Source organism: Luteolibacter rhizosphaerae, from assembly GCF_025950095.1.
In the GTDB taxonomy this organism is placed as follows: Bacteria; Verrucomicrobiota; Verrucomicrobiia; order Verrucomicrobiales; family Akkermansiaceae; genus Haloferula; species Haloferula rhizosphaerae.
The window spans coordinates 39,580-61,231 of sequence record NZ_JAPDDR010000011.1 but is presented as its reverse complement, the minus strand read 5'-3'; the positions used below and the strand labels follow the sequence as shown (position 1 = coordinate 61,231).

The following is a 21,652-nucleotide window of genomic DNA, read 5'->3' as shown; positions in this document are numbered from 1 at the left end:
CACATAAGCATGCACTAAACCCGGAGCCCCCTGCCGGACGTTTCCCGTCGGCCCATTTCCCTGCCCCTGTCTTCTTGTTCCCAAGATTCTCCGACAAGTCCTCCCGCCATGGCGAAGCGGGGAGTCTTTCGGTGAGTGATCTACGGAAGCCCGAGGCTCCGGTTCGTGGCGTCCGCAAAAACCCAACAGGCATCCAGCCGCCCCGCCGCCCACATGAATCCAATCCACTTCCTGCGATTGGCAGCAGCCGCCGTGCTTCTGCTTCCGGCCCTGCTCCTCCTCAGCTCCCGCTCCCACGCCCAAGGCTACGGCCTGACCGAGCGCCCGGATGTGGATGCCTTCTACGACGGCACCTTCCCGGAGGAAGCGCCGTCGATCCCGGCCAACTGGTCGACCATACAGGCCTTTCCGAATCTAAGCTTCGTCTGTCCGGTCGGGCTTACCGCGATTCCCGGCACGAACCGCCTGATCGTGTGGGAACGCGAGGGCAAGATCTGGAGCTTCGAGAACAATCCCACCGTCAGCACGAAGACGCTGGTGATCGACCTTTCCGCCAATACCCAAGGCTGGGATGACTCCGGCATGCTCGGCCTGGCCCTGCATCCGGACTTCGCCAACAACCGTCAGATGTGGATCTGGTACAACTGGCGCGGCGGCCAAGTCGGCGGCACCGGGGACCTCGGCCCGGTGATCGGCGATTCCGAGAACCGCCCGCCCACCGCCACTCCCACCCGCAACCGGCTCTCCCGCTTCATTCTGGATACGAACTATCAGACCACCCAAGCAGGCGAATACGTCGTGATCGACCAGAAGGACGGCACCGTCTGGCACAATGGCGGCGGCCTGTTCTTCCACCCGCAGAATGGCTTCCTCTACATGACGAACGGGGATGACCAGAACGGCGGCCTGCACACGCAGCGCATCGATCTCTCGCTCTTCTCCTGCGTGATCCGCATCGATACCGACCTGCGCGGCGGCAGCATCAGCCACGCCCCGACCAAGCGCCCGGCGAACGAGGTAAGCCCGACCTGGCCGCGCTACTACGTGCCGAATGACAATCCCTTCGTGGGCCAGCCTAATGCTCTGGAGGAAATCTACGCGCTCGGCCTGCGCAGTCCCCACCGCATGACCATCGATCCGGTGACCGGCCGCATCTTCATCGGTGATGTGGGTCAGGGTTCACGGGAAGAGATCAGCGTGATCGAGCCGAGCGACCCTCCCGGGCTGAATTTCCAGTGGAACGACATCGAGGGCAACAACGGCGACCTGACCGCGCCCTTCATCGGCACCAACAAGCGTCCGATCATCGACTACCGCCATAGCGAGGGCGTCGGGAGTTGCGTCGTCGGCGGCTATGTCTACCGCGGCAGCGAGTTCCCGGAGCTGAATGGCAAATACATCTTCGGCGATAACATGACCGGCTTTGTCTGGTACCTCGATGAATCCACCGTGCCCGCCACCAAGGTCTTCCTCGCCCAGATGCCCGATGGCCAGGGGGACAACTCCGGCAACGATTACCGCGGCCTCTCGTCCTTCGGCGTGGATGCGAACAACGAGCTCTACCTCTGCCAGATGGGCACCACGCAGGGGAAGATCTACAAGCTGAACCGTGGTGGCCCGGCTCCCGGCACGCCGCTGCCCGGCACCCTGAGCGCCACCGGTCTTTTCAGTAATCTCGCCACGCTCACGCCGAGCGAGCGCCTGATCCCCTACGCGCTGAATGCGCCCTTCTGGTCGGACGGGGCGATCAAGACCCGCTTCGCCGCCGTGCCGAACAATAGCACGGTGGGCTTCGAGCCGAGCGGGCAGTGGAACTTCCCGAGCGGCAGCGTGCTAGTGAAGCACTTCGACTTCCCCTCCAGCGACGTGGACCCGAATGCGAAGCGCCGCCTCGAGACACGCGTGATCGTGAAACAGCCGGATGGCAATGTGTATGGCGCCACCTACAAGTGGCGTGCGGACCAGAGCGATGCGGATCTGCTGGATGCCGGACTCACCGAAAGCATCCCGATCGCGACCGCTCCGGTGGGCTCCTTCACCAGCCAGGATATCGGCAGCCCTGCCTTGGCAGGCTCCACCGTGCGGGATGGCAGCGTCATCACCATCACCGCGGGCGGCACGGACATCTGGGGGACGAGCGATCAATTCCACTTCGCCCACCAGCAGCGCACCGGCGACTTCGATGTCTCCGTGCGAATCGAGTCCGTGGTGCAGGCGGACCTTTATACCAAGACCGGTCTCATGGTTCGCGATACGCTCGCGGCGAATGCGCGCCATGTGATGGCGCTGGTCTTCCCCAGCAATGCCGCGCGCAACAACAACGACGGCGGCTATGAGTTCCAGTACCGCGCGAACACCGGCGGCGGTGCCGTGGCGCTCTATCCCGCGGATCCGCAGCCGCGCGTGAACTACCCGGACACCTGGCTGCGCATGAAGCGGGAAGGGGATACCTTTATCGCCTTCTGCAGTTCGGATGGCTTCACCTGGGCGGAGTACTCCCGCACCACGCTGGATCTGCCGGACACGCTCTTCTTCGGCCTCGCGGTCACGGCGCACACCGCCTCGCCGGTCACGGTGGCGAAGTTCCATGTCGATAGCCGCCGCCAGCCGTGGTACTACCCGAGCCGTCAGGATTGCCTGCGCTGCCACAATCCGCAGGCCGGTGGAGTGCTTGGGCCCAGCACGCGGCAGTTCAACAAGGAGATGCTCTTCCCCGGTGGTGTGACGGACAACCAGCTCCGCGCCTGGGGTCATGTCGGACTCTTCGATGATGCCCCGGCGGAGGCCGAGATTCCCACACTGGAAAAGCTGGTGCACCACAACGATACCAGCGCCTCGTTGCAGGATCGTGCCCGCTCTTACATTGATGCGAACTGCTCCTACTGCCATCGCCCCGATGGCGTGCAGGCGTTGTGGGATGGCCGCTTCGAGACGCCCTTCGTTGATCAGGGGATCATGTACGGTCCGGTGGTGGACAACCTCGGCGATCCCGATGCCCGCGTGATCGTGCCGCAGGATCTGGCCCGCTCGATCCTGCACACGCGGGTGAATACCGTGGGCGACAAGCAGATGCCGCCGCTGGCGAAGAACCGCGTGGATGAGGAAGGTGTGGCCATGCTCGCCGCGTGGATCCAGTCGATCGAGCCCGAGACGGTGCTGCCGCCCTCAGGTCTGGTCGCCACCGCGCTTTCGAATACGGAGGTGGAACTCGCCTGGGCCGATCAATCGGACAATGAGGCCGGCTTCTCGATCGAGCGCTCGCTGGATAGCATCAATTTCACCGCCATCGGCGTGACCGGTCCCGGCGAGACGACCTACACGGATACCACCGCGGATCCTTTCTCGGCGAACTACTATCGCGTCGCCGCCTTCGGTGACTTCGTCTACTCCGGCTACTCGAACACCGCCTTCGCCACCACCGATATCGGCCCTCCGGCCTCGGAGATCCGCATCACGGGAAATGGCCGCATCATCCAGAGCGGCGATCTCGTGACGGATTACTCGGATGGCACCGACTTCGGCATGGCTGATCCGGGCGGTCCTGCGATCTCGCGCACCTTCACGCTGGAGAATCTGGGCAATGCCCCGCTCATGCTGGGCGGCGCGCCGCACATCTCGATCTCCGGAGCGGGAGCTTCTTCGTTCAGCATCGTGGCGCAGCCGTCGGCGTGGCTTGCCGGTCCGGGCGGCACCACCTTCCAGATCAACTTCAGCCCCTCGAGTGCGGGGCCGAAGAGCGCGACGGTTTCGATCCCTTCGAACGATCCCAGCGAGCCGGTGACCACCTTCGCCATCAGCGGGAATGCGGTGGCTCAGGCACTCCTCGGCTGGTGGCGGCTGGAAGAGGGCAGCGGCACCACGGCTGCGGATAGTTCCGGCAACGGCCGCACGGGCACCTTGAATGCCCCACTGCCACTGTGGGAGCCGGACGGGAAGTTCGGCGGCGCGCTCGAATTCACCGGCGTTCAGAATCAGGGATTGGTGGTGCCGAATAGCGGCTTTAACCCGACCGCCGCGATCTCGGTGATGGCTTGGGCCTATCCCTTGGAATGGAACGGCAACCGTCGCTTGGTTCAGAAGGGCAACAACGACAACCAGTATCGCCTCCTCGCGGAGAATGGCTCGCTGGTCTGGGAGATCGCGACCCGTGGTCGGATCGAGGTGGACCTCCCGCCGGTCGAACAATGGTCCCATATCGCGGGCACCTACGACGGCACCGAGATGCGGCTCTACGTGAATGGTCAGATCGTGGGGACGGTCGCGGCGAGCGGTGCGATTCCCACGACAAGCAATGCCCTGAACATCGGGACCAAAACCACGAATGCTCCCGCGGTCGATCACTTCAAAGGTTATCTCGATGAGATCCGTGTCTACGGACGTGCCTTGGATCCTTCCGAGCTGTCCCTCCTGGGATCGCAGAGCAGCGTGGTCACTCTCGCAGCCACGGATGCCACGGCCCAGCGCGGCACCGCGAATACCGGCACCTTCAGGGTGACCCGCAGCGGGCCCACGACGGAGGCCCTGCAAGTGGGGCTTTCGGTGAGCTACGGCAGCAATCAGGCGCTGCCGCGGATCGACTACACCTTGGCGCCTCTGCCGACCGCCTTCGTGATTCCCGCAGGGCAGGAGAATGCCACCCTGACCTTGGCCGGGGTGGACCGCGGCACGCCGACCGGTCCGCTGACCGTGACCCTAGCGCTGCATGATGCGGAGAAGTATGTCGCCGGGGCCGCATCCAGCGCGCAGATCACCCTGCAGGATTCGCCGATGAATCAGTGGAAGACCGCGGTCTTCGGGAGCCTGGCCGCCGCGCAGCAACCGAATGCGCAGGACGATGCGGACGGCGATGCCGACGGGCTGAGCGTGCTGATGGAAGCCGCCCTCGGTGGTCTCCCGAATGCCATGGATGCCACCCGCCTACCCTCAGAGGAGGTGGAGTTGATCGAAGGCCAGCTCTACCTCACCTCGACCTATACAAGGCCCAAGCCGGCGATCGCCGGGATCTCCTATCACCATCGTACTACAATCAACTTGGCCGATGGACCGTGGAATCAAGCGGTGATGGTCGCGGGCTATCCGCAGGATAATCTGAACGGAACCGAAACGGTGAAGGTCCGCTCCTTGCTGCCGATCGGAGATGAGCCGAAGCAGTTCCTCCGGCTCGAGATCACGCGTCCTTGAAAAGAAAGGGGCCGGTGAGAACCGGCCCCTTTTGATTTGATCGTGATTTACTCGGAAAGCGTTTGCTCTGGCTGGGCCAGCTTGTTTTCGCCCAGACGGAAGATGATCGTCCGCCGGTCGGTCAGTCGCTGGGCGGGAGCGGCTGTCTGCGCATGCTGCGCTTCCGCTTCACCATAGCCCACCGGGATCAACTGTTCCATCGGCACGCCTTCACGAATGAGTGCCCGGGCGATCGCCTCGGCCCGCTCCTGCGAGAGGATCTGGTTCTGCTCGAACTCCCCATCCACCGGCGTGTGGGATTCGATCACGAAGCGTTGGCCTTCGAAGGAGGGATTCTTCATCGCCTCGGCCAGCACGGCAATCATGTCCTTGGAAAGCGTATCCGCGAACTGAGTCGAACTCGGACGGAAGCTGATCTTGTCGGTGCTGAACATGCCTTCCGTATTCACCGGGTAAGAGATCACCCACGCATCCACGGAGCGATAACCGCCCGGAAGTGCGGCGATCCTTTCCTCGGGGACGGGCATGATCTTCGCCGCTTGAACAGCGGTGTTCAGCTCCACATTCCCGAGCGTGGCATTCGCCAGCAGCACGGCTGGCACCGAAGTCTTGGAGTAGAAGTGGACGGAACGCTTGCCGGATTGGAAGAAGCGCTTCCCGTTCTCGAAGGAGAGAGCTGCCCGATCGCTGCTCTCTTGGTCCAGAGAGGTCCCGAAGAAGGTCGGCACCTTACGGTCCGCGGTCACTTGCCCGCGAAGGTAGTCCTGCACGTAGATCTTCGCTTCCTCGCGCATTTCGTCCGGGACGATGGCGGCTACAGATGACGCCTCCTCACTGAGGCTCTTGCCGCGCGCCTGTTCGGCGCGGGAGATTTCACCATCCCCGCCGATGATGCCTTCAAGGATCGTGCGGGCCTCATCCGCATTGGCGATGTTCAGCTTGCTCTGCCGCACCGCAGCCTCTGCTGCAGTGGTTGCCTCGCGGACTGCCGTCTCACTTTCGAAGGCGGAGGGTCCATCAGTAACCACCTCTTCCTCGCCGCTCTTGAGCTCGCGCTCCAAGGGCTCGGTGATCCGCGATTCCGGATTGGCGAGATCTCGGCTCGCGTCCTTCACCTTGCTGGCATCCGGAGAAGCCTTGATCGATTCATCCGTCAGCGGCTTTGAATCGGGGTTCGCGGGTTCTTGCGCCGATGCCACCGCGAGGCTGGCGGCGGAGAGAATGATGCAGAGTCGGGAAATCGATGTCGCCTTCATGCCATGGCCTATCGCTCGTGGCGTGCCGGATCCCAAAAGCTTGATAAGCAAACGGAAGCAAGCGGCCACTCAAAGTGCCACCGTGCATGCCCGTGCCCTCGCCGATGCACAATGCCCCGGCCACCCGGGAAAAGGCGAAGGGCCGGATCCTTGTGAGATCCGGCCCTTCAAGTGGTGGCGGGAGTAGGATTTGAACCTACGACCTTCAGGTTATGAGCCTGAAGCGCAATGCTTGTAGAACGGGAATTCGGAGATTTCCATGCGCCTCACCATGCAATAGAAGCTTGCAAGTGCCATCGCATGCCGTTCCGATGCATCTATGAGCAGGAAAGCAAAACGAACGCGCACCGTGGCCAGCAAGACTGCCTCCACGGGGATCACGATTGTTTCGAAAGTCGATGCTCAGGGCTATGTCTTTCACTTGGTCCAAGGCTGGCAGGAAAATGGAAAGTGGCAGCGGAAGCGATTCAAGGATCGAAAGAAGGCCGAGACGTTTGCGGCAGAACTGCGAGTCCAGCTTGAAAACCAAGGTCGGGCGCAGCGGATGGTTCTCTCTCCACTCAGCGATGACCAGCATGAGGAGGCTCTGGCCGCATTTGATCGGCTTGGAAGCACATACACCCTCACCGATGCTGTTACCTTCTTCCTCCGCCACCATCGGCCACCCGAGTTTACGATAAGGCTGGGGGATGCCATCACCCTTTATATCGACGATAAGGAGCATGACGGACTCAGGCCCCGGTCTTTGAAGGCCATTGCGAGCGTTTTGAGCCAGTTCTTGACCGCTGCGGATAATCCTTGGGTGCATGAATCCACAGCGGGCCAGGTGGAAGCTTTCCTACGTGGGCTCCGGGCAAGAAACGGCACCGACCGAGCTACCAAAAAAACTTGGAACAACTATCGGAACGAGCTGAACGCTTTCTTCAGCTGGTGCGTTATTCCCGACAAGCCCAGCAATCGACCCTTTTCATTCGAGAATCCGGTTTCGGGGATCCGGGTGTTCGCGGCCCGCCAAGTCAGGGAACAGCAAGGTGATACTCCCATCACCACAAATCCGGAGAAAGTGCTTCGCCTCTTCTCTGTACTCTCGCGCTGGCGCCAGGGAGTAATGATTCCCCCTTTCGCGATGCTTTATTTCTCGGGCATCCGCCCCGAAGAATTGAAGCGTATGGCGTCGAGACGGTCTGCATTGGTGAACCTCAAGACGTCGACGATAACCGTCCCGGCAAATGTTTCGAAAACAAGACATGACCGGCAGGTTTCGATCGCGCCTAACCTTGCGGAATGGTTGGAGGCTTTCCCGGGGAGCCTGTTGCCAAAGAACTACGATCGCCTGGCCAAAATGGTTCGAAAGCATTTCGAGCTGACCCACGACGAACCGCGTCACAGCTTTATTTCTTACCATGTAGCCCTCCACCGCAGCATCGGTGATGCTGCCCTGCAGGCGGGAAACAGCGAGAGCATCGTGAAACGTCACTACCTGAATGTTCACCCTCGGGAAGACGGAGAGAAATTCTTTCGAATCGGTCATGACCGGGTCAGACGTCGAGCGATGTTCAGACAATCACGAGGGCAAACAGAAGCGTCCTTAAGGGTAATCTGAGAAGAAGCCATCTTGGTGACCGGAGAAATGGCTTCGCTGCGGGTAGCGGAGAAATGCCCGACGAGATCTTCTCCGCAAAATGAGTGGGTAAACCGGGGGTAAGGCTTCTGCAATCTTACACCCTATTCTCGGACCTCTTTAACCTCCGACTCTGTGAGAAACCGGATCGGAGTTGATCGTCCGATGGACTTCACCAAGTCGATTGAAGCCTCACACACAACCATCTGGGGAAACCCGCTCGCAGACTCCGCGAGGGTGACTCCCGTATCGATTTTGACGAGCCGCCATCGATAGAGCTGCTTCGTGTCACGGTAAATCTCGAAAGTCACCCGTCATTGTAGGCCCGGGGAGCCTTTCAAATGCGAGATGTTTTTAGGATCCGGGTAGCTTCTAAGCAGATCGCTTAGAAGCAGTTCTGGGCGTGACGTGTTGTGATAACGCACAATGCGCGGTCACCGGGCAAATTGAATAGCTTGAGGTGATGAGCGGGATCTCAGGTCCCCGATCTAGTGGGGCTAAGCCCGAGCAGGAGGTCGGGCATATGGCGTGCGAAGGAACGGCGCCACGGGTCGCAATCTCATCGTGGCGCTTATCCGCCATGTCCGCCAAAAAATCTCCTCCAGCACCATCGTCAGATGCCAAACCCACAAAGCTTCCCGCCGAGTTGCACCAAGTCGCGGTTGATGGCGAGCCTCATCTGACCACCAACCAAGGCTTGCCGATTGCTGACAATCAGAATTCCTTGAAGGCGGGAGTGCGCGGCCCGCTGCTGCTAGAGGACTTCATCCTGCGCGAGAAGATCACGCATTTCGACCATGAGCGCATCCCCGAGCGCATCGTGCATGCGCGGGGATCCGGCGCACATGGCTACTTCCAGCCCTATGAATCCGCCGCGGATATCACCTCGGCGGGTTTTCTCCAAGATCCGAAGAAGATAACCGAGGTCTTTGTCCGCTTCTCCACCGTGGCCGGCGGCGCCGGGTCCGTTGATCTGCCTCGCGACGTGCGGGGCTTTGCCGTGAAGTTCTACACCGAGGAGGGAAACTTCGATCTCGTGGGCAACAATATCCCGGTCTTCTTCATCCAGGATGCGATGAAATTCCCGGATGTGGTTCACGCCGTGAAGATGGAGCCGGATCGCGGCTTTCCCCAAGCCGCGTCCGCCCACGCGACCTTCTGGGACTTCATCTCTCTGACGCCGGAAAGCATGCACATGATCATGTGGGCCATGTCCGATCGCGCCATCCCGCGCTCTCTGCGGATGATCGAGGGCTTCGGCGTACACACCTTCCGCTTCATCACGGCGAAGGGCGTCAGCCGTTTCGTAAAGTTCCATTGGCGACCCACCATCGGCAGCGCCGCCGTCGTTTGGGATGAGGCGGTAAAGATCAGTGGTGCGGACCCTGACTTCCATCGCCGTGATCTGTGGGAGGCGATCGAACGCGGCGACTTTCCGGAGTGGGAGCTCGGCGTTCAAGTGATCGAAGAAGGCCAAGCAGCGGATCTCGACTTCGATCTGCTCGATCCCACTAAGCTGATTCCGGAAGAGATCATCCCCATTCGGATGCTGGGCAAGATGGTGCTCAATCGAAATCCCGACAACCACTTCGCCGAAACCGAGCAGGTCGCTTATTGCCCCAGCCATATCGTTCCCGGGATCGGTTTTTCGGATGACCCCCTGCTCCAAGGTCGGCTCTTCTCCTACTTGGATACACAGCTGAGCCGCTTGGGCGGCCCGAACTTCCACCAGATTCCAGTGAATGCGCCCCGCTGCCCCTTCGCGAACAACCAGCGAGATGGACTGCGCCAGATGCACGTTCACAAGGGCCGTGTCGCCTATGAGCCCAGCCAGATTTCTCCGCCCTCGGCTCCGCGCGAGTGTCCCATGCACGGCTTCCGCACTCACCCCGAGGCAGAGACGGGTGAGAAGATTCGCAAGCGTTCGGATACGTTCGCCGATCACTATTCCCAAGCCCGCCTCTTCTATCGCTCGATGACAGTGCCGGAGCAGAACCATATCGCGAGCGCGCTCGCGTTCGAACTGGCAAAGGTAGAGATTGTCGGGATCCGGCAGCGTATGCTCGGTCATCTCGCGCTCATTGATCCGGTCTTGCAGCAGACCGTGGCCGACGCCCTGGGCATGTCCGTGAAGGAGAGCGTAAAGATTCAAGCAGCGGTCGCCCCGCGCGATCTCGCGCTTTCGCCCTCACTCAGCATGATCGCTAAGGACCCCCAAACTCTGAAGGGTCGCAAAGCCGGGATCCTAGTTACCGAGGGAACAGATGCCTCAACACTCCAGGCGCTGCTAGCCGCCTTCTCGAATGAAAAAGCCGCGGTCGAATTGATCGCGCCGAAGATCGGCGGAGTTACCGCTTCCAATGGATCGGCGATTGCGGTCCACCATTCCCTCTCCGGTGCCCCGTCCGTGCTCTTCGATACCGTCGTTATCCTGGCCTCGGAGAAAGCGATCGGGGACTTGGTGCGAGAGGCTGCGGCGGTGAATTGGGTCCGCGACGCATTCGGGCACCTGAAGGTTATCGGCTATTCACCGGAGGCCACGGCGCTGATGGAGGCCGCTGGTGTCGAACCCGATGACGGCACAGTGCTCCTCGCGGGGGCGAATCCCGGAAAGACGTTTGTTCGCAGTGCCAAACAAGGCCGCCGCTGGGATCGCGAGCCAACCCTCCGCAGCATCGGCTGACCCTCCAGATCAACTCATGAATTCGAAAATCATCTTCATCCATGGAATGTTCCAAAACCCCAAGAGCTGGCGAGAGTGGGTCTCGTTCTTCGAGGCCACGGGCTTCGAAGCCCTTGCCCCCGCATGGCCACTTCACGAGGGCGAGCCGTCCGATATCCGCGCGAACATCCCCGCCGGGCTCGGCAACCTGACTTTGGCCGAGGTCTATGGCCACTTTCATACGCTCGCAGCCGCGGAGCCCGAGCCGCCGGTAGTGATCGGCCACTCTCTCGGCGGTCTGGTTGCGCAGAAGCTGTTGGCAGATGGCCTGGTCCGCGCAGCGGTGGGCATCGCCTCGGTGGCGCCAAACAAGATGCTCGCGCTGGATTGGGGGTTCCTGCGCAACAGCGCCTCCATCACCAATCCTTTCGCAGGTAATGATCCCTACGAAATGACGCCGGAACTATTCCACCGGAACTTCGCCAATGCGCTCAGCCGCACCGATAGCGATGCCGCGTGGGAGGCTTATGCAGTCCATGAGAGCCGGCAAGTGATGCGCGATATCCTGGGATCCGATGGTGAGATCGATCTCTCCCTTCCGCACAATCCCCTGCTTCTTATCGGTGCGGAGAAGGACGAGATTATCCCTGCGCCCTTGGTGAGGCGGAACGCACACGCCTACGAGGACGAGCGCTCGCACCACGAATACAAGGAATTCAACGGCCGCGGGCACTTCATCTGCGGTGAGCCCGGCTGGGACGAGGTCGCGGTCTCCGTCTCGAATTGGTTGGAAGGCCATCTCTCCGCCATCCGCGCTTGAACCCCTCGAACAAAAAAATCATATGAAAGCACTTTGTTGGCATGGCGTGGGAGACGTGCGCGTCGATCGCGTTCCCGATCCCGCAATCTTGGATCCGAAGGACATCATCATTCAGATCACAGCGAGTGGCATCTGCGGCTCGGACCTCCATCTCTACGACGGCCTCACACCCACGATGGAGGAGGGGGACATCATAGGCCATGAGCCGATGGGTATCGTTGTCGAAGTGGGCGGGGAGGTTAAGAAATTCAAGAAGGGCGACCGTGTGGTGGTTCCCTTCGTCATTGCCTGCGGATGCTGCTTCTTCTGCCAGAAGCAGCTCTTCTCCGCTTGTGATACCACCAACCCCGGCGCAGATCTCCAGAAGGCCGCGATGGGCCAAGCGGGTGCGGGGCTCTTCGGTTACTCGGGGATGATGGGGCGCTATCCCGGCGGGCAGGCCGAGTTCCTGCGGGTGCCACATGCGGATGTTGGCCCAATCAAGATCGATTCTGGCCTCAGCGATGAGCAGGTGCTGTTCCTTTCCGATATCTTCCCTACGGGTTATCAGGCGGCCGAGAATGCCGGCATAGAAGCCGGAGATACCGTGGCCGTGTGGGGTTGCGGGCCGGTGGGTCAGTTCACCATCCAATGCGCATGGATGTTCGGTGCGGCACGTGTCATCGCCATCGATCACGTCCCCGAGCGCTTGGAAATGGCTCGTGTCCACGGCCGCGCGGAAGTTCTAAACTTCCAGGAGGAGGACATCCACAATCGCCTTATCGAAATGACCGGTGGAAGAGGGCCGGACCGTTGCATCGATGCCGTCGGTGCGGAGGCCCACGGGACAGGCTCATTGGATGCCGTAGTTGATCGCGCGAAGCAGGCACTGAAACTATCCATGGACCGGCCGCATGCGCTGCGACAGGCCATCATGGCCTGTCGCAAGGGTGGAACGCTCTCCATTCCGGGTGTCTATTTCGGTCTTCTTGATAAGATCCCCGTCGGCGCGCTGGTGGGTAAGGGGCTCACGGTGAAATCCGGCCAGACCCACGTGCAGAAATATCTGGGCCCGCTGCTGGAGATGATCGACGGAGGCAAGATCGACCCCTCGTTCGTGATTACCCACCGCATCCCTCTCGAAGCTGCGCCTGATGCCTACGAGAAGTTTCGAAAAAAGGAAGACGGCTGTATCAAGGTCGTCATCAAGCCCGGCATGGACACCGCGCAGGTGCCTGCATGATGAAAGCCAAGAAATTCTACGCCATGTTACCCACTCCGCTGCTATCTCTCTCGCCAGCCGCGTTCCTTTGGCAATACGCGGCGGCGGTGGCGGCGGAGGCCCACGACGGTCAAACGCCCCCCGGATCCGGGATGCCCTACTTCGCTCATCCCTCGCGTGTCGCTCTCATCGTTTCGGCGGTCTTCGGCTGCCATGATCAGGAGGTCTTGGCCACCGCACTGCTTCACGATGTGCTTGAGAAGACCAAGGTGAATCGGGAAGGTATGGCGATAGCCATGGGCGCGAATGTCGCTTCTTGGGTGGAGTATCTTTCCAAGACTTCCCCGGATGAGAAAAAGATCTACTGGCAACGGCTTGCTGCATCACCGTGGCAAGCGCGTCTAGTAAAGATGGCGGACGCCCTCGATCATCTTAATGGACCTCCTGAGTATCTCGCCGAGCGCCTTAAGTCGGCACACAAGGCACTTGCCTTGGCGACTTCGGCGGAGCCGGAAATCCAGCGCGCATCAGCTGCGCTTCGGGATGCGATTGAGGCACTCTCATCGCTTCACAATCCCCAGTAGCAAGACGGCATGAAATTCTTCGTACCCGGCATCGATAATCCAAAACTCGCGACCGAAGTACACGGAGCCCTTGCGCGAGTATGCGCTGAAGACATCGGCCAGCCCGTCACTCCCGCTCTCCTTTTCGCTCTGCGTTATCGCAGGGACGACTGCGAGTATCTTGCTCAGGTAGGCATACCTCATCCGCCGGAGGAGGGTGCCGACACGGTGGTAGCAATCTTTCCTACCTCCTCCCAATATGTAATATGGACCCGGGGTATGGGTGGCTACCACCATCCTGCGTTGAGAGTTCCCCGGGAATTCGCTTCGGATACGGAATATTTTAACGATGTCAATGATTCGATCATTTCGCCCGATCCCAACTGAGTTCAGGACAAGGGCGTGAGTAATGGTCTGAAGCCTCCACTAAAATGCCTGTTTCACCCACCATGAGGTTGCACGCTCAAGAACCCGTTGCCGTGAATTCTGGCACGCAAGCCACCGCGGAATCCTTCCTTCATGAACCCGGCAGCGCCCGGTCCGACAACCCGGTCCATCCAGTGGCAAGGATGGCATTCCTGAGCCCCCTCGAACTCGATGTTTTGAAAGCAGAAGCGCTTCCCCAGCCATTCGCTCAGATCAACTCCGCTTACGATGAGATTACGTCGGAAGACCGAAGCGGGCAGCTTCGCGAGCTTGAATTGCTGCCGCATCTCATCGACCACCTTCTGATCGAAAAACGTGACTTGGCCTTTAAAGCCGGGCTTGGTTCCGAAGTAGCGGTCTCCCCGCAGTCCCATGCCAGCGACACATTCGATTTCTTTCAGCTCATCGATGCCGCTTTGGAGCCGACCCTCTCCGCTTCTGCCCCAGTAGTCGTGGCCCTTGGAGATGTAGATCTTCACAAGGCGTCCCGTCCATGCCGGCACCGCTGCCACGGCAGAGGAACTCCCGCAGTGCGAGGTCCGTTCGGCTTGATCCATTTGGCAGTGCGGTTCGAATTCCATGGGCGCGCAGAAGGTATCAGCCTGAACCGTAGAACCGCTTGCGTGGCGGTCAAACGTCTTGCACATGCAAAGATGCCAAGAACCGACTGACGCTCCATCAGGCCAAGTTTTAACCACGTCCTCCATGAATCCATGCCAGTCCCTCGCCATCGTCGGAAGCGGTCCTTCGGCGATCTACCTCCTACGACACATTTTGCAAAATTCCGGGGTGTTGCAGCGATCCCTTGCGACAGTCACCGTCATTGAAAAGGCCTCCATCCTCGGCGTGGGCATGCCCTACAGCCCGCAGATGTCGGACCGCCACAACATGTCGAACATCTCCTCGGAAGAGATCCCGGCTCTCGTGGAAACCTTCGCGGACTGGCTTCGCGCGCAGGATTCCTCGACGCTGCTGGAGCTTGGTATTGGCGACCTCGCGATCAAGGATGACGCGATCTACCCGCGTATCGCCTTGGGCCGCTACTTGCAGTCCCAGTATCGCTTGATCGTGGGCAAGCTCGGTGAACAGGGAATTGATGTCCGCGAACGCCCAGGGTTGGAGGTCATCGACGTGAAGGATCTGCCAAGGGAAAAAAGTGTTCTAGTCGTTACGGCGGATGGGAAAGAGGAAGCCTTCCACCGGGTGGTGTTAGCCACTGGTCACCGCTGGCCGGATCAAGATTGCGTACCTGCTGGCTACTTTGCTTCGCCTTGGCCGATCTCGAAGCTGCTCCCTCGCGCCGGGGAGAAGTTTGACTTTGCTGTCGGCACCTTGGGCGCCTCCCTGAGCGCCTTCGATGTGATTGCATCCCTCGCCCATCGCCATGGGACATTCGAACAAGCTCCGGGGGGCGCGATGATCTACCACCCCTCGCCGGGGACAGAGGAGTTTAAGGTGGTCATGCACTCGGCGCAGGGCCTGCTACCGCACCTGCAGTTCGATCAGGTGGAGGCCATGCGTGAGATTTACCGTCACGTTCGGAGGAGAGAACTACTCGACCTCTTGGACGCCGAAGGCTTTCTCCGCATCGATACCTACTTTGACCACGTTTGCAGGCCGCATTTGATCCAAGCCTTTGAGCGTGACCGGATGCCGGAGTTGGTCTCCAAGCTATCCGAACCGTCCTTCGGTCTTCGCGACTTCGTCGAGGAGATGACCACCCGGCACGACTATGCAAACGCATTCGAGGGCATGCGCCGCGAGATGCAGGAGGCACGCAGGTCGGTGATCGGTCATCGGCCGATCCATTGGAAGGAACTCATCGATGACCTCATGTATACGCTGAACTTCCATGCCGAACTGATGCCTGCGGAAGATCACCTCACGCTTCAGGAGGTAGTCCTGCCTTTTCAAATGAACGTCATTGCGGCTATGCCGCTTTCATCCGCAGAGACTCTGCTGGCTCTCTACGATGCCGGTAAGCTCGCACTCGAACCGGGGAAGGCCAAGGTCACCGGCAAGGATCCTCACGGCGGCTACACCACGGGGGTGATCGAAGACGGGGAAGGGGAGGGTGCCGGAACGAACTACCGGATGTTTGTCGATTGTAGCGGGCAGAAGCCCTTGGAACTTGATGAATACCCCTTTCCCGGCTTGGTGAGCACACACACGGCAAGCCGTGCCCGGGTTCCGTTCGTGGATCCCGAAGTCGCAAAGTCTTTGGATGCAGATAAGAGGGAGCATCTGCTCCAAAGAGAAGGCGAGATAATGTATCATGTGGGTGGCGTGGGCGTCGATGGCGCCTACCGCTTGGTCGCTCGTAATGGCGAATCGAGCCCCCGGATTCACGAGATCTCCTTTCCTCACACCACCGGTTTCCGACCCTATTCTTACGGCCTTCAGGCATGCAGCGACACCAGCGCCATTGTGGTCCAAGCATGGCTGGAGGAACTTGAAAAGGGTCACCCGGTAAAGGCCGATGTCGCCGACTACACCCGGGTCTACGATAAGATCGGCGAAGATCATCAGAAGTGATCTTCTACCCCCCTTTGTTCTCATGCCTGCGCCTCCGTTGCCACCTCCGCCGCCGCAGGCACTGCACTCGGGTCCTCTTGCCCTTCGCTTCGCCAAGGCGGTCGTCCCGGTGGGCAAGCATCTCGCGCCTTACTACCATTTCCGGATTCTCTCCGCGCTCAAGGATGTCGGGCACATCAACCTGCGGGTGGGGGATAGCGAGCACATACGGAGGGTCGTGGGTCACGTCGGTTTCGGCATCCGCAAGCGGTGTCGCGGGCATGGGTTTGCATTACTGGCCTGCCAAGCCCTCGCTCCTTTTGCCCATACCATTGGCTCGCCTCTGGTTCTGACCTGCGATCCAGAGAATCACGCGTCCCGCCGGACGCTTGAGAGATTGACGGGCAATCAGGGCGAGGAGATCTCGGTTCCGCCCGGCGATCCTCACTTGAAGCGAGGCTCCCGCATCAAGCTGCGATTTCACTGGCATCCGGCTCTCATGGCAGATGGGTAGCCGAACAAATACTCCATTGGCGAGCGAGGCTTCGACTGCAGGGCATGGGCAGGGGATCTCCATTGCACCGCGCCGTGGGGCGCGGAGAATCAGCAAGAGCGAAGGATCGCATCGCCACTTGCGAAAATGCGGATCTAATCCAAAAGTGGGCCCGCCCTATGATCAACAGTTCCCCCGGCTGCGAATTGGAAATTGTGATCGCTACCGATCAGCTGGATGCGAGGCCGTCGCGGCCAATTGATGAGGCGGCCGAGACAGCTGCATTCCTTGAGTTGGTGCAGGAACTCGCCAAAGCCCCGGAGAGCCTGTTTCCGGAAATTGTGGCAGCGGTGCTGAAATTCTCCAATGCCGAATCGGCAGGGATCAGCCTGCTGGACGAATCGCGGGGAATCTTCGTTTGGCCGGCCGTCACCGGTGGCTTGGCGCGCTACGTCGGCGCCGGGACGCCCGCCGATTTTGGCCCTTGCGGCACGGTGCTGGACCGCGATGCGCCGGTTCTCTTTCGTCAGCCTCAACGCTACTTCACCTATTTGGCTCCGATCAAGCCCGCGCTTGAGGAAGTGCTGCTTGTGCCCTTTTACATGAACGGAAAGCCGGTAGGAACTGTCTGGGCTGTGATTCACAAGCCCGGTCAGAAGTTCGATGCCGAAGATCGCCGCTTGCTTGAAAATCTGAGCGACTTTGCGGCCTCGTCATTCCGCATTCTAAGCGAAAGCGACGCTTTGAGGGAGCTGCTGAAAAGCCTTCCTGGTCCGAACTGAGCAAACGCTGAGCCTCCGGTGACAGCAGCATTACTTCAGGGCGCTACGCATTTGAGCATGACGACGTTAAAATGCTTGGGGATCGCATCCTGCATGTGTGCAAAGCACAACGCACTGCTTCAGAAAGCGCTGCAAGAGGATATGCTTGGGAGAATCATGTAGCATGTAGGCGTTCGCGCCTTCCTGACGTCGGGTATTCAAATTGCTTGAGGGGCGACGACCATGAAAACATCCTCACACGCAAAAGCAGCCCTCGCGGGTTTCGCCATGTCCTTCGTCGCCGCAGGAACCTCTCTGGCCGGTAGCCTTGATACCTCGGCCTTCGTCCTTGCCGATGTGAACCTCTCGGGCGGCCTCAGCACCACCGAGTTTAACACCACGCTCGAGGCGGGACTGAGTGTCCGCGCCCAAGCGAAGTCTTTTCGCCGTGCCGACTACAATCGGGATGCGGCGATCCAAGTGAACGAGTTCCTGATCTTCCGCGGCGCAATCCAGCCGCAGAACAAGATCGAGACGGCTTTCTATCAAAGCGACCTCTCCTTGAGCGGTACGCTTAGCTGGGATGAATTTGTCAGCACCTACGGTGCGCGCACGTCCTACGTTAATATCCGCCGGAACTTTCTGCGCTCGGATGTGAATTTGGACGGCTCGGTGAGTCTGCAGGAATACAACTCTCTCCGCCGTGGTCAGACCTCTCCCAACACGGACTCGATCTACGTCCTCGCGGACTTTGACGCCAATGCGCAGGTGAACCTGACCGAGTTCGGGTACTTCTTCGCCCAGGGCGCTTCTGAGACCAAGATCCAGACGAAGTTTACCCGCTTCGACGCGAACTCGGATGGCTTCCTGACCACCAGCGAGTGGAATCCGGGAGTTCGGAACAACTGATTTGCTTGGAGACTCCGCTACGGATGGCGGTCGTTCTCGCTCAAATGGGCATATGCCCGCCGCGCTAAGCCGCGGCGGGCATTTCGGTTTCGGATTGGGCGGTCCCTTCGGGTGCGCGACTCGATACGCGCTGGAATCCGAGAAGCGAAAGGCCGACTCCCTAGCGGGACGTCGGCCTCGTGCGCAATTGCCGAATCGAGAGGATTATTTCGTAGCGTCCTTCACGTCTTCCTTCACATCCTTGGCGGCGCCCTTGATGTCCTCGCCGGCATCTTGGATGCCTTCGGCGGGACGGCGGTCGAGTCCATCATTGATCTTGTCCTTAACGGTATCGTTTTTTTCGCAGGCGGCGAAAGTGAACGCGACTGCAGCAGCAAGGAAGTAGGCGGTTTTCATTTTGAGAGGGCTTCCGTGAATTTTGGAAGCGACGCAGCGGTCGCACTGGGGTGGCGAAAGTCAAAGCGCGTTTTCCCCGATTTAGTCACGGAGCAGCACTCCAGTCGATTGAGGAACGCGTCCTGCAAGACAAGTCCCCTATGAGCGATAGAAACAGGGAACTTTCCGATCAGCAAACTTTGGCAGAACCGGTCGCACCCAAGGCCAACGATGATCTCACGATTGCGGAGCACTTGCGCTTATGGCTTAGGAGCAATTCGCGGGATGGTTTGCTGGTGTTTGATGATGGCGAAGGATCGTCGCTTAGCTTGGCAAAAGAGTCGGTGGACGCATTCACCGAAGATTACGGAGCCCTCCATCCGGGCGACTACCAAGCGAAGTTTGATCGCGATTGGCGCGACGACTTCGCCGCCTTGGGCGGACAGGCATGATACGAGGAATCAAGGTTCTCCGCCTCGGCCGCCTAGGTGGATCTACGGGAACTGTGGCCCCGTGAGTCGAAGGATCCCATATCCATAAACATGAGACAAAAGTGATCCCGGCGGCTATACATTCTCACGGCCCAATCGCCTTGAGATTCAGAATATCCGCACCCACCCGACATCCTCGCGCAGGCAGATGTCATGAAATCACTGAAGTGACACTCCGGTCCGAGAATAGCCGAGTAAAGCAGTGCCGCGTAAACATCATAGCCGTGCTCGCTGCAGGGCCAAATCAGCTCCAGGGTTGTCGGCTCATTCGCTTTAACGGAGGGTATGATCTCCAAGGCGAGCCGATCGAAGAAAATTGCTGATTGAGTCGTTCTCGGCCGGGCTCCCAACCTGGTGGCTCCCATGATGAAGCTTGTGACCGAAGCGTGCATTCCTCCTATATAGCAGAGGTGACTCCGAAACCGGCTGCAAAACCGTCCGCTTCCCCGGATCTAAGGAATACGCTTAGGCTCCAGCGGGAACGAACTCTCTGGCATGAGGCGTGCGAGCGGAGTCGAATGATCAAGAAACTGCTACTCCTTCCGTCCTTACTCCTTTGCGGCTGTGATGATGACTATCCTCCCTTGCGGGCCGACAGTCCTTACCGCCAGCCCCCCGGAGATCAGCGGACGCAACCAACAGGACAAAGAATCCCGCAGGGAGCTCAAGCCACTGGAGACTCCGAAACGCGAAGCGGTAATGGAGTGGTCGGAGGTCAACGACCAAGCTCCGGCGATCACGTCGGTGCCGGGAGCAATGCCGGTGGAAATCCGCACGGAGCTCCCACCGCAGGAGGCGACCGACCGGATGCGGAAGGCGAGCGCTAAGCAGTCCAGCCGTCTCGATTTGCATTCTGCAGCTGCGTAATGCGCTTCATGAAAGACTCACAAGCGGCCGTTCCCAAGCCGCCGAGGCTCATGATCGGAAAACTCTTGGCATCCGCTCTGCGAGATGACCGGCATGAAACCGGAAGATAAGGAGAAGGGTTCTACCGCCGGGCAAGTCATCAACACCTCTAACCCGCGCCGAGCAGACCCGGGTTGGCTCGGAGGATCAGGGGGCCGAAGTAGCATCCGCTACCGAGCGCGAAGCTGTGGCTGATGACTATGAGGCCTCTGCCCGAATTTCGGATACCGATACTATAAGCGACTTCTCCGACGAGGAATCCGAATTCGATCGTCCCGATACCGCTGCCATCGCGAACGAAGAGGAGGAAACCTGACATCTCGCGTGGCACGCGTGGTGCGAAAGGGAGATCACCATGAAAGAAACCGCTCTCGTTACCGGCTGCACCAGCGGCATCGGCCTCCACCTTGCTCACGAATTCGCCGCGCACGGTCATCCTCTGGTGCTTGTTGCGCCGGATGCTTCTGAATTGAGAGCTCTCACCAACCGTATATCGGCTGAGTTCGGAGTAGCAGCTGTGTCTGTAGCCAAGGATCTCGAACACGAGGATGCCGCCGAGGACATCTTCTATCGACTGCAACGCGAGGGCACCGAGGTCGACATTCTCGTCAACAATGCGGGCCACGGCTTCCGAGGCAAAAGCTGGGAGATTCCTTTGCACAAGGATATCTCGATGGTCCGTCTCAACATCGAGGCGATTTTGCGCATGACGAAGCTATTCCTCCCTCCGATGCTGGCGAAAGGGAGCGGGAGAATCCTGAATACGGCGCCCGTCGCCGGATTCGAGCCTGGTCCGATGCTGAACGTGTATCATTCCACCAAGGCTTTTGTGCTCTCCTATAGCGAGGGCCTGTCGGTCGAACTGGAAGGCACCGGGGTATCAGTTACTGCTCTCTGCCCCGGCCCCACGGATACCGACTTCTTCCCGAAGGCCGACATGATCGGCGTTGTCGGATTCCAAAAGGGTAATCTCATGGCACCCCAGGAGGTTGCCAAGGCAGGCTATTCAGGCGTGATGGAAGGTGAACTCCTTGTGATACCCGGCGCGATGAACAAGGCGCTCGTGGCCGGCCGGCGCGTGCTCACCGAGCACGCCCAGGCAAAGCTGAACGAAGCCATGTATCAAGAGGTTCCGCCGGAGAAGCAAACCCGCGCCCGTGGTGACAAAGAGAACCAAACCTGATCTCTGCAATGAGTGACTCCTCACCACTTCACGAAACGCCGCCGGAAACAGCCCCTTCCGGCGCGGAAGCTGCGTTCTTAACTTCGTTTCAGGTCCGCCATCCTGAATATTCACTTACTGAGATCCGCAGCGTCTTGCGGTAAGTGGGACTCCATCTAGCCCTCCAGCAAGAGGATGATTGGCTTCACGATGCCATCCATAGCGTCGTCAAGGAAGCTAAGAAGTAATATCCCGTAATCCATTTGCACCATCCCCCCGAGGCTCACGGCGGTTCTCCGGCAGTTCAGTAC

18 protein-coding genes are annotated in these 21,652 nt (G+C 59.7%); 14 read left to right on the top strand and 4 right to left on the bottom strand.

Annotated features, from left to right (window positions below; translation table 11 throughout):
• Positions 1 to 213: 213 nt before the first annotated feature.
• A complete protein-coding gene (locus OJ996_RS20010; RefSeq protein ID WP_264515445.1) occupies positions 214 to 5,181 on the top strand; it encodes a LamG-like jellyroll fold domain-containing protein in 4,968 nt (1,655 codons plus the stop codon).
• Between the two features lie 47 nt (positions 5,182 to 5,228).
• Here the strand turns inward: OJ996_RS20010 and OJ996_RS20005 are convergent, their stop codons facing one another.
• On the bottom strand, positions 5,229 to 6,437 hold the full coding sequence (locus OJ996_RS20005) for an OmpA family protein (RefSeq protein WP_264515444.1): 1,209 nt from the start codon (positions 6,435 to 6,437) through the stop codon (positions 5,229 to 5,231).
• A gap of 319 nt (positions 6,438 to 6,756) precedes the next feature.
• Here OJ996_RS20005 and OJ996_RS20000 point away from each other — a divergent pair, with 319 nt between their 5' ends.
• The 6 genes from OJ996_RS20000 to OJ996_RS19975 all read left to right on the top strand — a co-directional run bounded on the left by OJ996_RS20000 (position 6,757) and on the right by OJ996_RS19975 (position 13,691).
• Positions 6,757 to 8,040 carry a site-specific integrase gene (locus OJ996_RS20000; protein WP_264515443.1) on the top strand — a complete coding sequence of 428 codons (1,284 nt, stop codon included), beginning with the start codon at positions 6,757 to 6,759 and terminating at the stop codon, positions 8,038 to 8,040.
• Between the two features lie 598 nt (positions 8,041 to 8,638).
• Positions 8,639 to 10,741: a catalase gene (locus OJ996_RS19995; protein ID WP_264515442.1), complete on the top strand. Its 2,103-nt coding sequence runs from the start codon at positions 8,639 to 8,641 to the stop codon at positions 10,739 to 10,741.
• 16 nt (positions 10,742 to 10,757) lie between these two features.
• The gene (locus tag OJ996_RS19990; protein WP_264515441.1) at positions 10,758 to 11,540 is read left to right on the top strand and encodes an alpha/beta hydrolase; all 783 of its coding nucleotides are present in this window, start codon (positions 10,758 to 10,760) and stop codon (positions 11,538 to 11,540) included.
• 22 nt (positions 11,541 to 11,562) lie between these two features.
• Entirely contained in the window at positions 11,563 to 12,762 is a 1,200-nt protein-coding gene (locus OJ996_RS19985) for a zinc-dependent alcohol dehydrogenase (protein ID WP_264515440.1), read from the top strand.
• The gene (locus OJ996_RS19980; protein WP_264515439.1) at positions 12,762 to 13,325 is read left to right on the top strand and encodes an HD domain-containing protein; all 564 of its coding nucleotides are present in this window, start codon (positions 12,762 to 12,764) and stop codon (positions 13,323 to 13,325) included. Before OJ996_RS19985 ends, OJ996_RS19980 begins: the two co-directional genes overlap by 1 nt.
• A 9-nt stretch (positions 13,326 to 13,334) precedes the next feature.
• Positions 13,335 to 13,691: a hypothetical protein gene (locus OJ996_RS19975; protein ID WP_264515438.1), complete on the top strand. Its 357-nt coding sequence runs from the start codon at positions 13,335 to 13,337 to the stop codon at positions 13,689 to 13,691.
• Positions 13,692 to 13,744: 53 nt separating this feature from the next.
• On the opposite strand, the gene OJ996_RS19970 is transcribed toward OJ996_RS19975, so the two are convergent.
• The gene (locus OJ996_RS19970) at positions 13,745 to 14,287 is read right to left on the bottom strand and encodes an MOSC domain-containing protein (RefSeq protein WP_264515437.1); all 543 of its coding nucleotides are present in this window, start codon (positions 14,285 to 14,287) and stop codon (positions 13,745 to 13,747) included.
• Between the two features lie 88 nt (positions 14,288 to 14,375).
• Between OJ996_RS19970 and OJ996_RS19965 the strand changes: the two genes are divergently transcribed.
• The 4 genes from OJ996_RS19965 to OJ996_RS19950 all read left to right on the top strand — a co-directional run bounded on the left by OJ996_RS19965 (position 14,376) and on the right by OJ996_RS19950 (position 18,407).
• Positions 14,376 to 16,265 (top strand): FAD/NAD(P)-binding protein, encoded by a 1,890-nt coding sequence (locus tag OJ996_RS19965; protein WP_319800705.1) that lies wholly within the window; start codon positions 14,376 to 14,378, stop codon positions 16,263 to 16,265.
• Between the two features lie 22 nt (positions 16,266 to 16,287).
• Positions 16,288 to 16,758 (top strand): GNAT family N-acetyltransferase, encoded by a 471-nt coding sequence (locus tag OJ996_RS19960; protein ID WP_264515435.1) that lies wholly within the window; start codon positions 16,288 to 16,290, stop codon positions 16,756 to 16,758.
• A gap of 158 nt (positions 16,759 to 16,916) precedes the next feature.
• On the top strand, positions 16,917 to 17,519 hold the full coding sequence (locus OJ996_RS19955; protein ID WP_264515434.1) for a GAF domain-containing protein: 603 nt from the start codon (positions 16,917 to 16,919) through the stop codon (positions 17,517 to 17,519).
• Between the two features lie 222 nt (positions 17,520 to 17,741).
• Positions 17,742 to 18,407, top strand: a complete 666-nt coding sequence (locus tag OJ996_RS19950; protein ID WP_264515433.1) for an EF-hand domain-containing protein — start codon at positions 17,742 to 17,744, stop codon at positions 18,405 to 18,407.
• A gap of 204 nt (positions 18,408 to 18,611) precedes the next feature.
• Here OJ996_RS19950 and OJ996_RS19945 read toward each other — a convergent pair whose 3' ends face one another.
• The gene (locus OJ996_RS19945) at positions 18,612 to 18,803 is read right to left on the bottom strand and encodes a hypothetical protein (protein WP_264515432.1); all 192 of its coding nucleotides are present in this window, start codon (positions 18,801 to 18,803) and stop codon (positions 18,612 to 18,614) included.
• Between the two features lie 140 nt (positions 18,804 to 18,943).
• On the opposite strand from OJ996_RS19945, the gene OJ996_RS19940 reads away from it, so the two are divergent.
• On the top strand, positions 18,944 to 19,234 hold the full coding sequence (locus tag OJ996_RS19940) for a hypothetical protein (RefSeq protein ID WP_264515431.1): 291 nt from the start codon (positions 18,944 to 18,946) through the stop codon (positions 19,232 to 19,234).
• A 609-nt stretch (positions 19,235 to 19,843) separates the two neighbouring features.
• On the top strand, positions 19,844 to 20,140 hold the full coding sequence (locus tag OJ996_RS19935; protein WP_264515430.1) for a hypothetical protein: 297 nt from the start codon (positions 19,844 to 19,846) through the stop codon (positions 20,138 to 20,140).
• A gap of 148 nt (positions 20,141 to 20,288) precedes the next feature.
• Here OJ996_RS19935 and OJ996_RS19930 read toward each other — a convergent pair whose 3' ends face one another.
• A complete protein-coding gene (locus OJ996_RS19930) occupies positions 20,289 to 20,498 on the bottom strand; it encodes a hypothetical protein (RefSeq protein WP_264515429.1) in 210 nt (69 codons plus the stop codon).
• 36 nt (positions 20,499 to 20,534) lie between these two features.
• On the opposite strand from OJ996_RS19930, the gene OJ996_RS19925 reads away from it, so the two are divergent.
• Positions 20,535 to 21,362, top strand: coding sequence for an SDR family NAD(P)-dependent oxidoreductase (locus OJ996_RS19925; protein ID WP_264515428.1), 828 nt, complete (start codon positions 20,535 to 20,537; stop codon positions 21,360 to 21,362).
• The last annotated feature ends 290 nt before the right edge of the window (positions 21,363 to 21,652 follow it).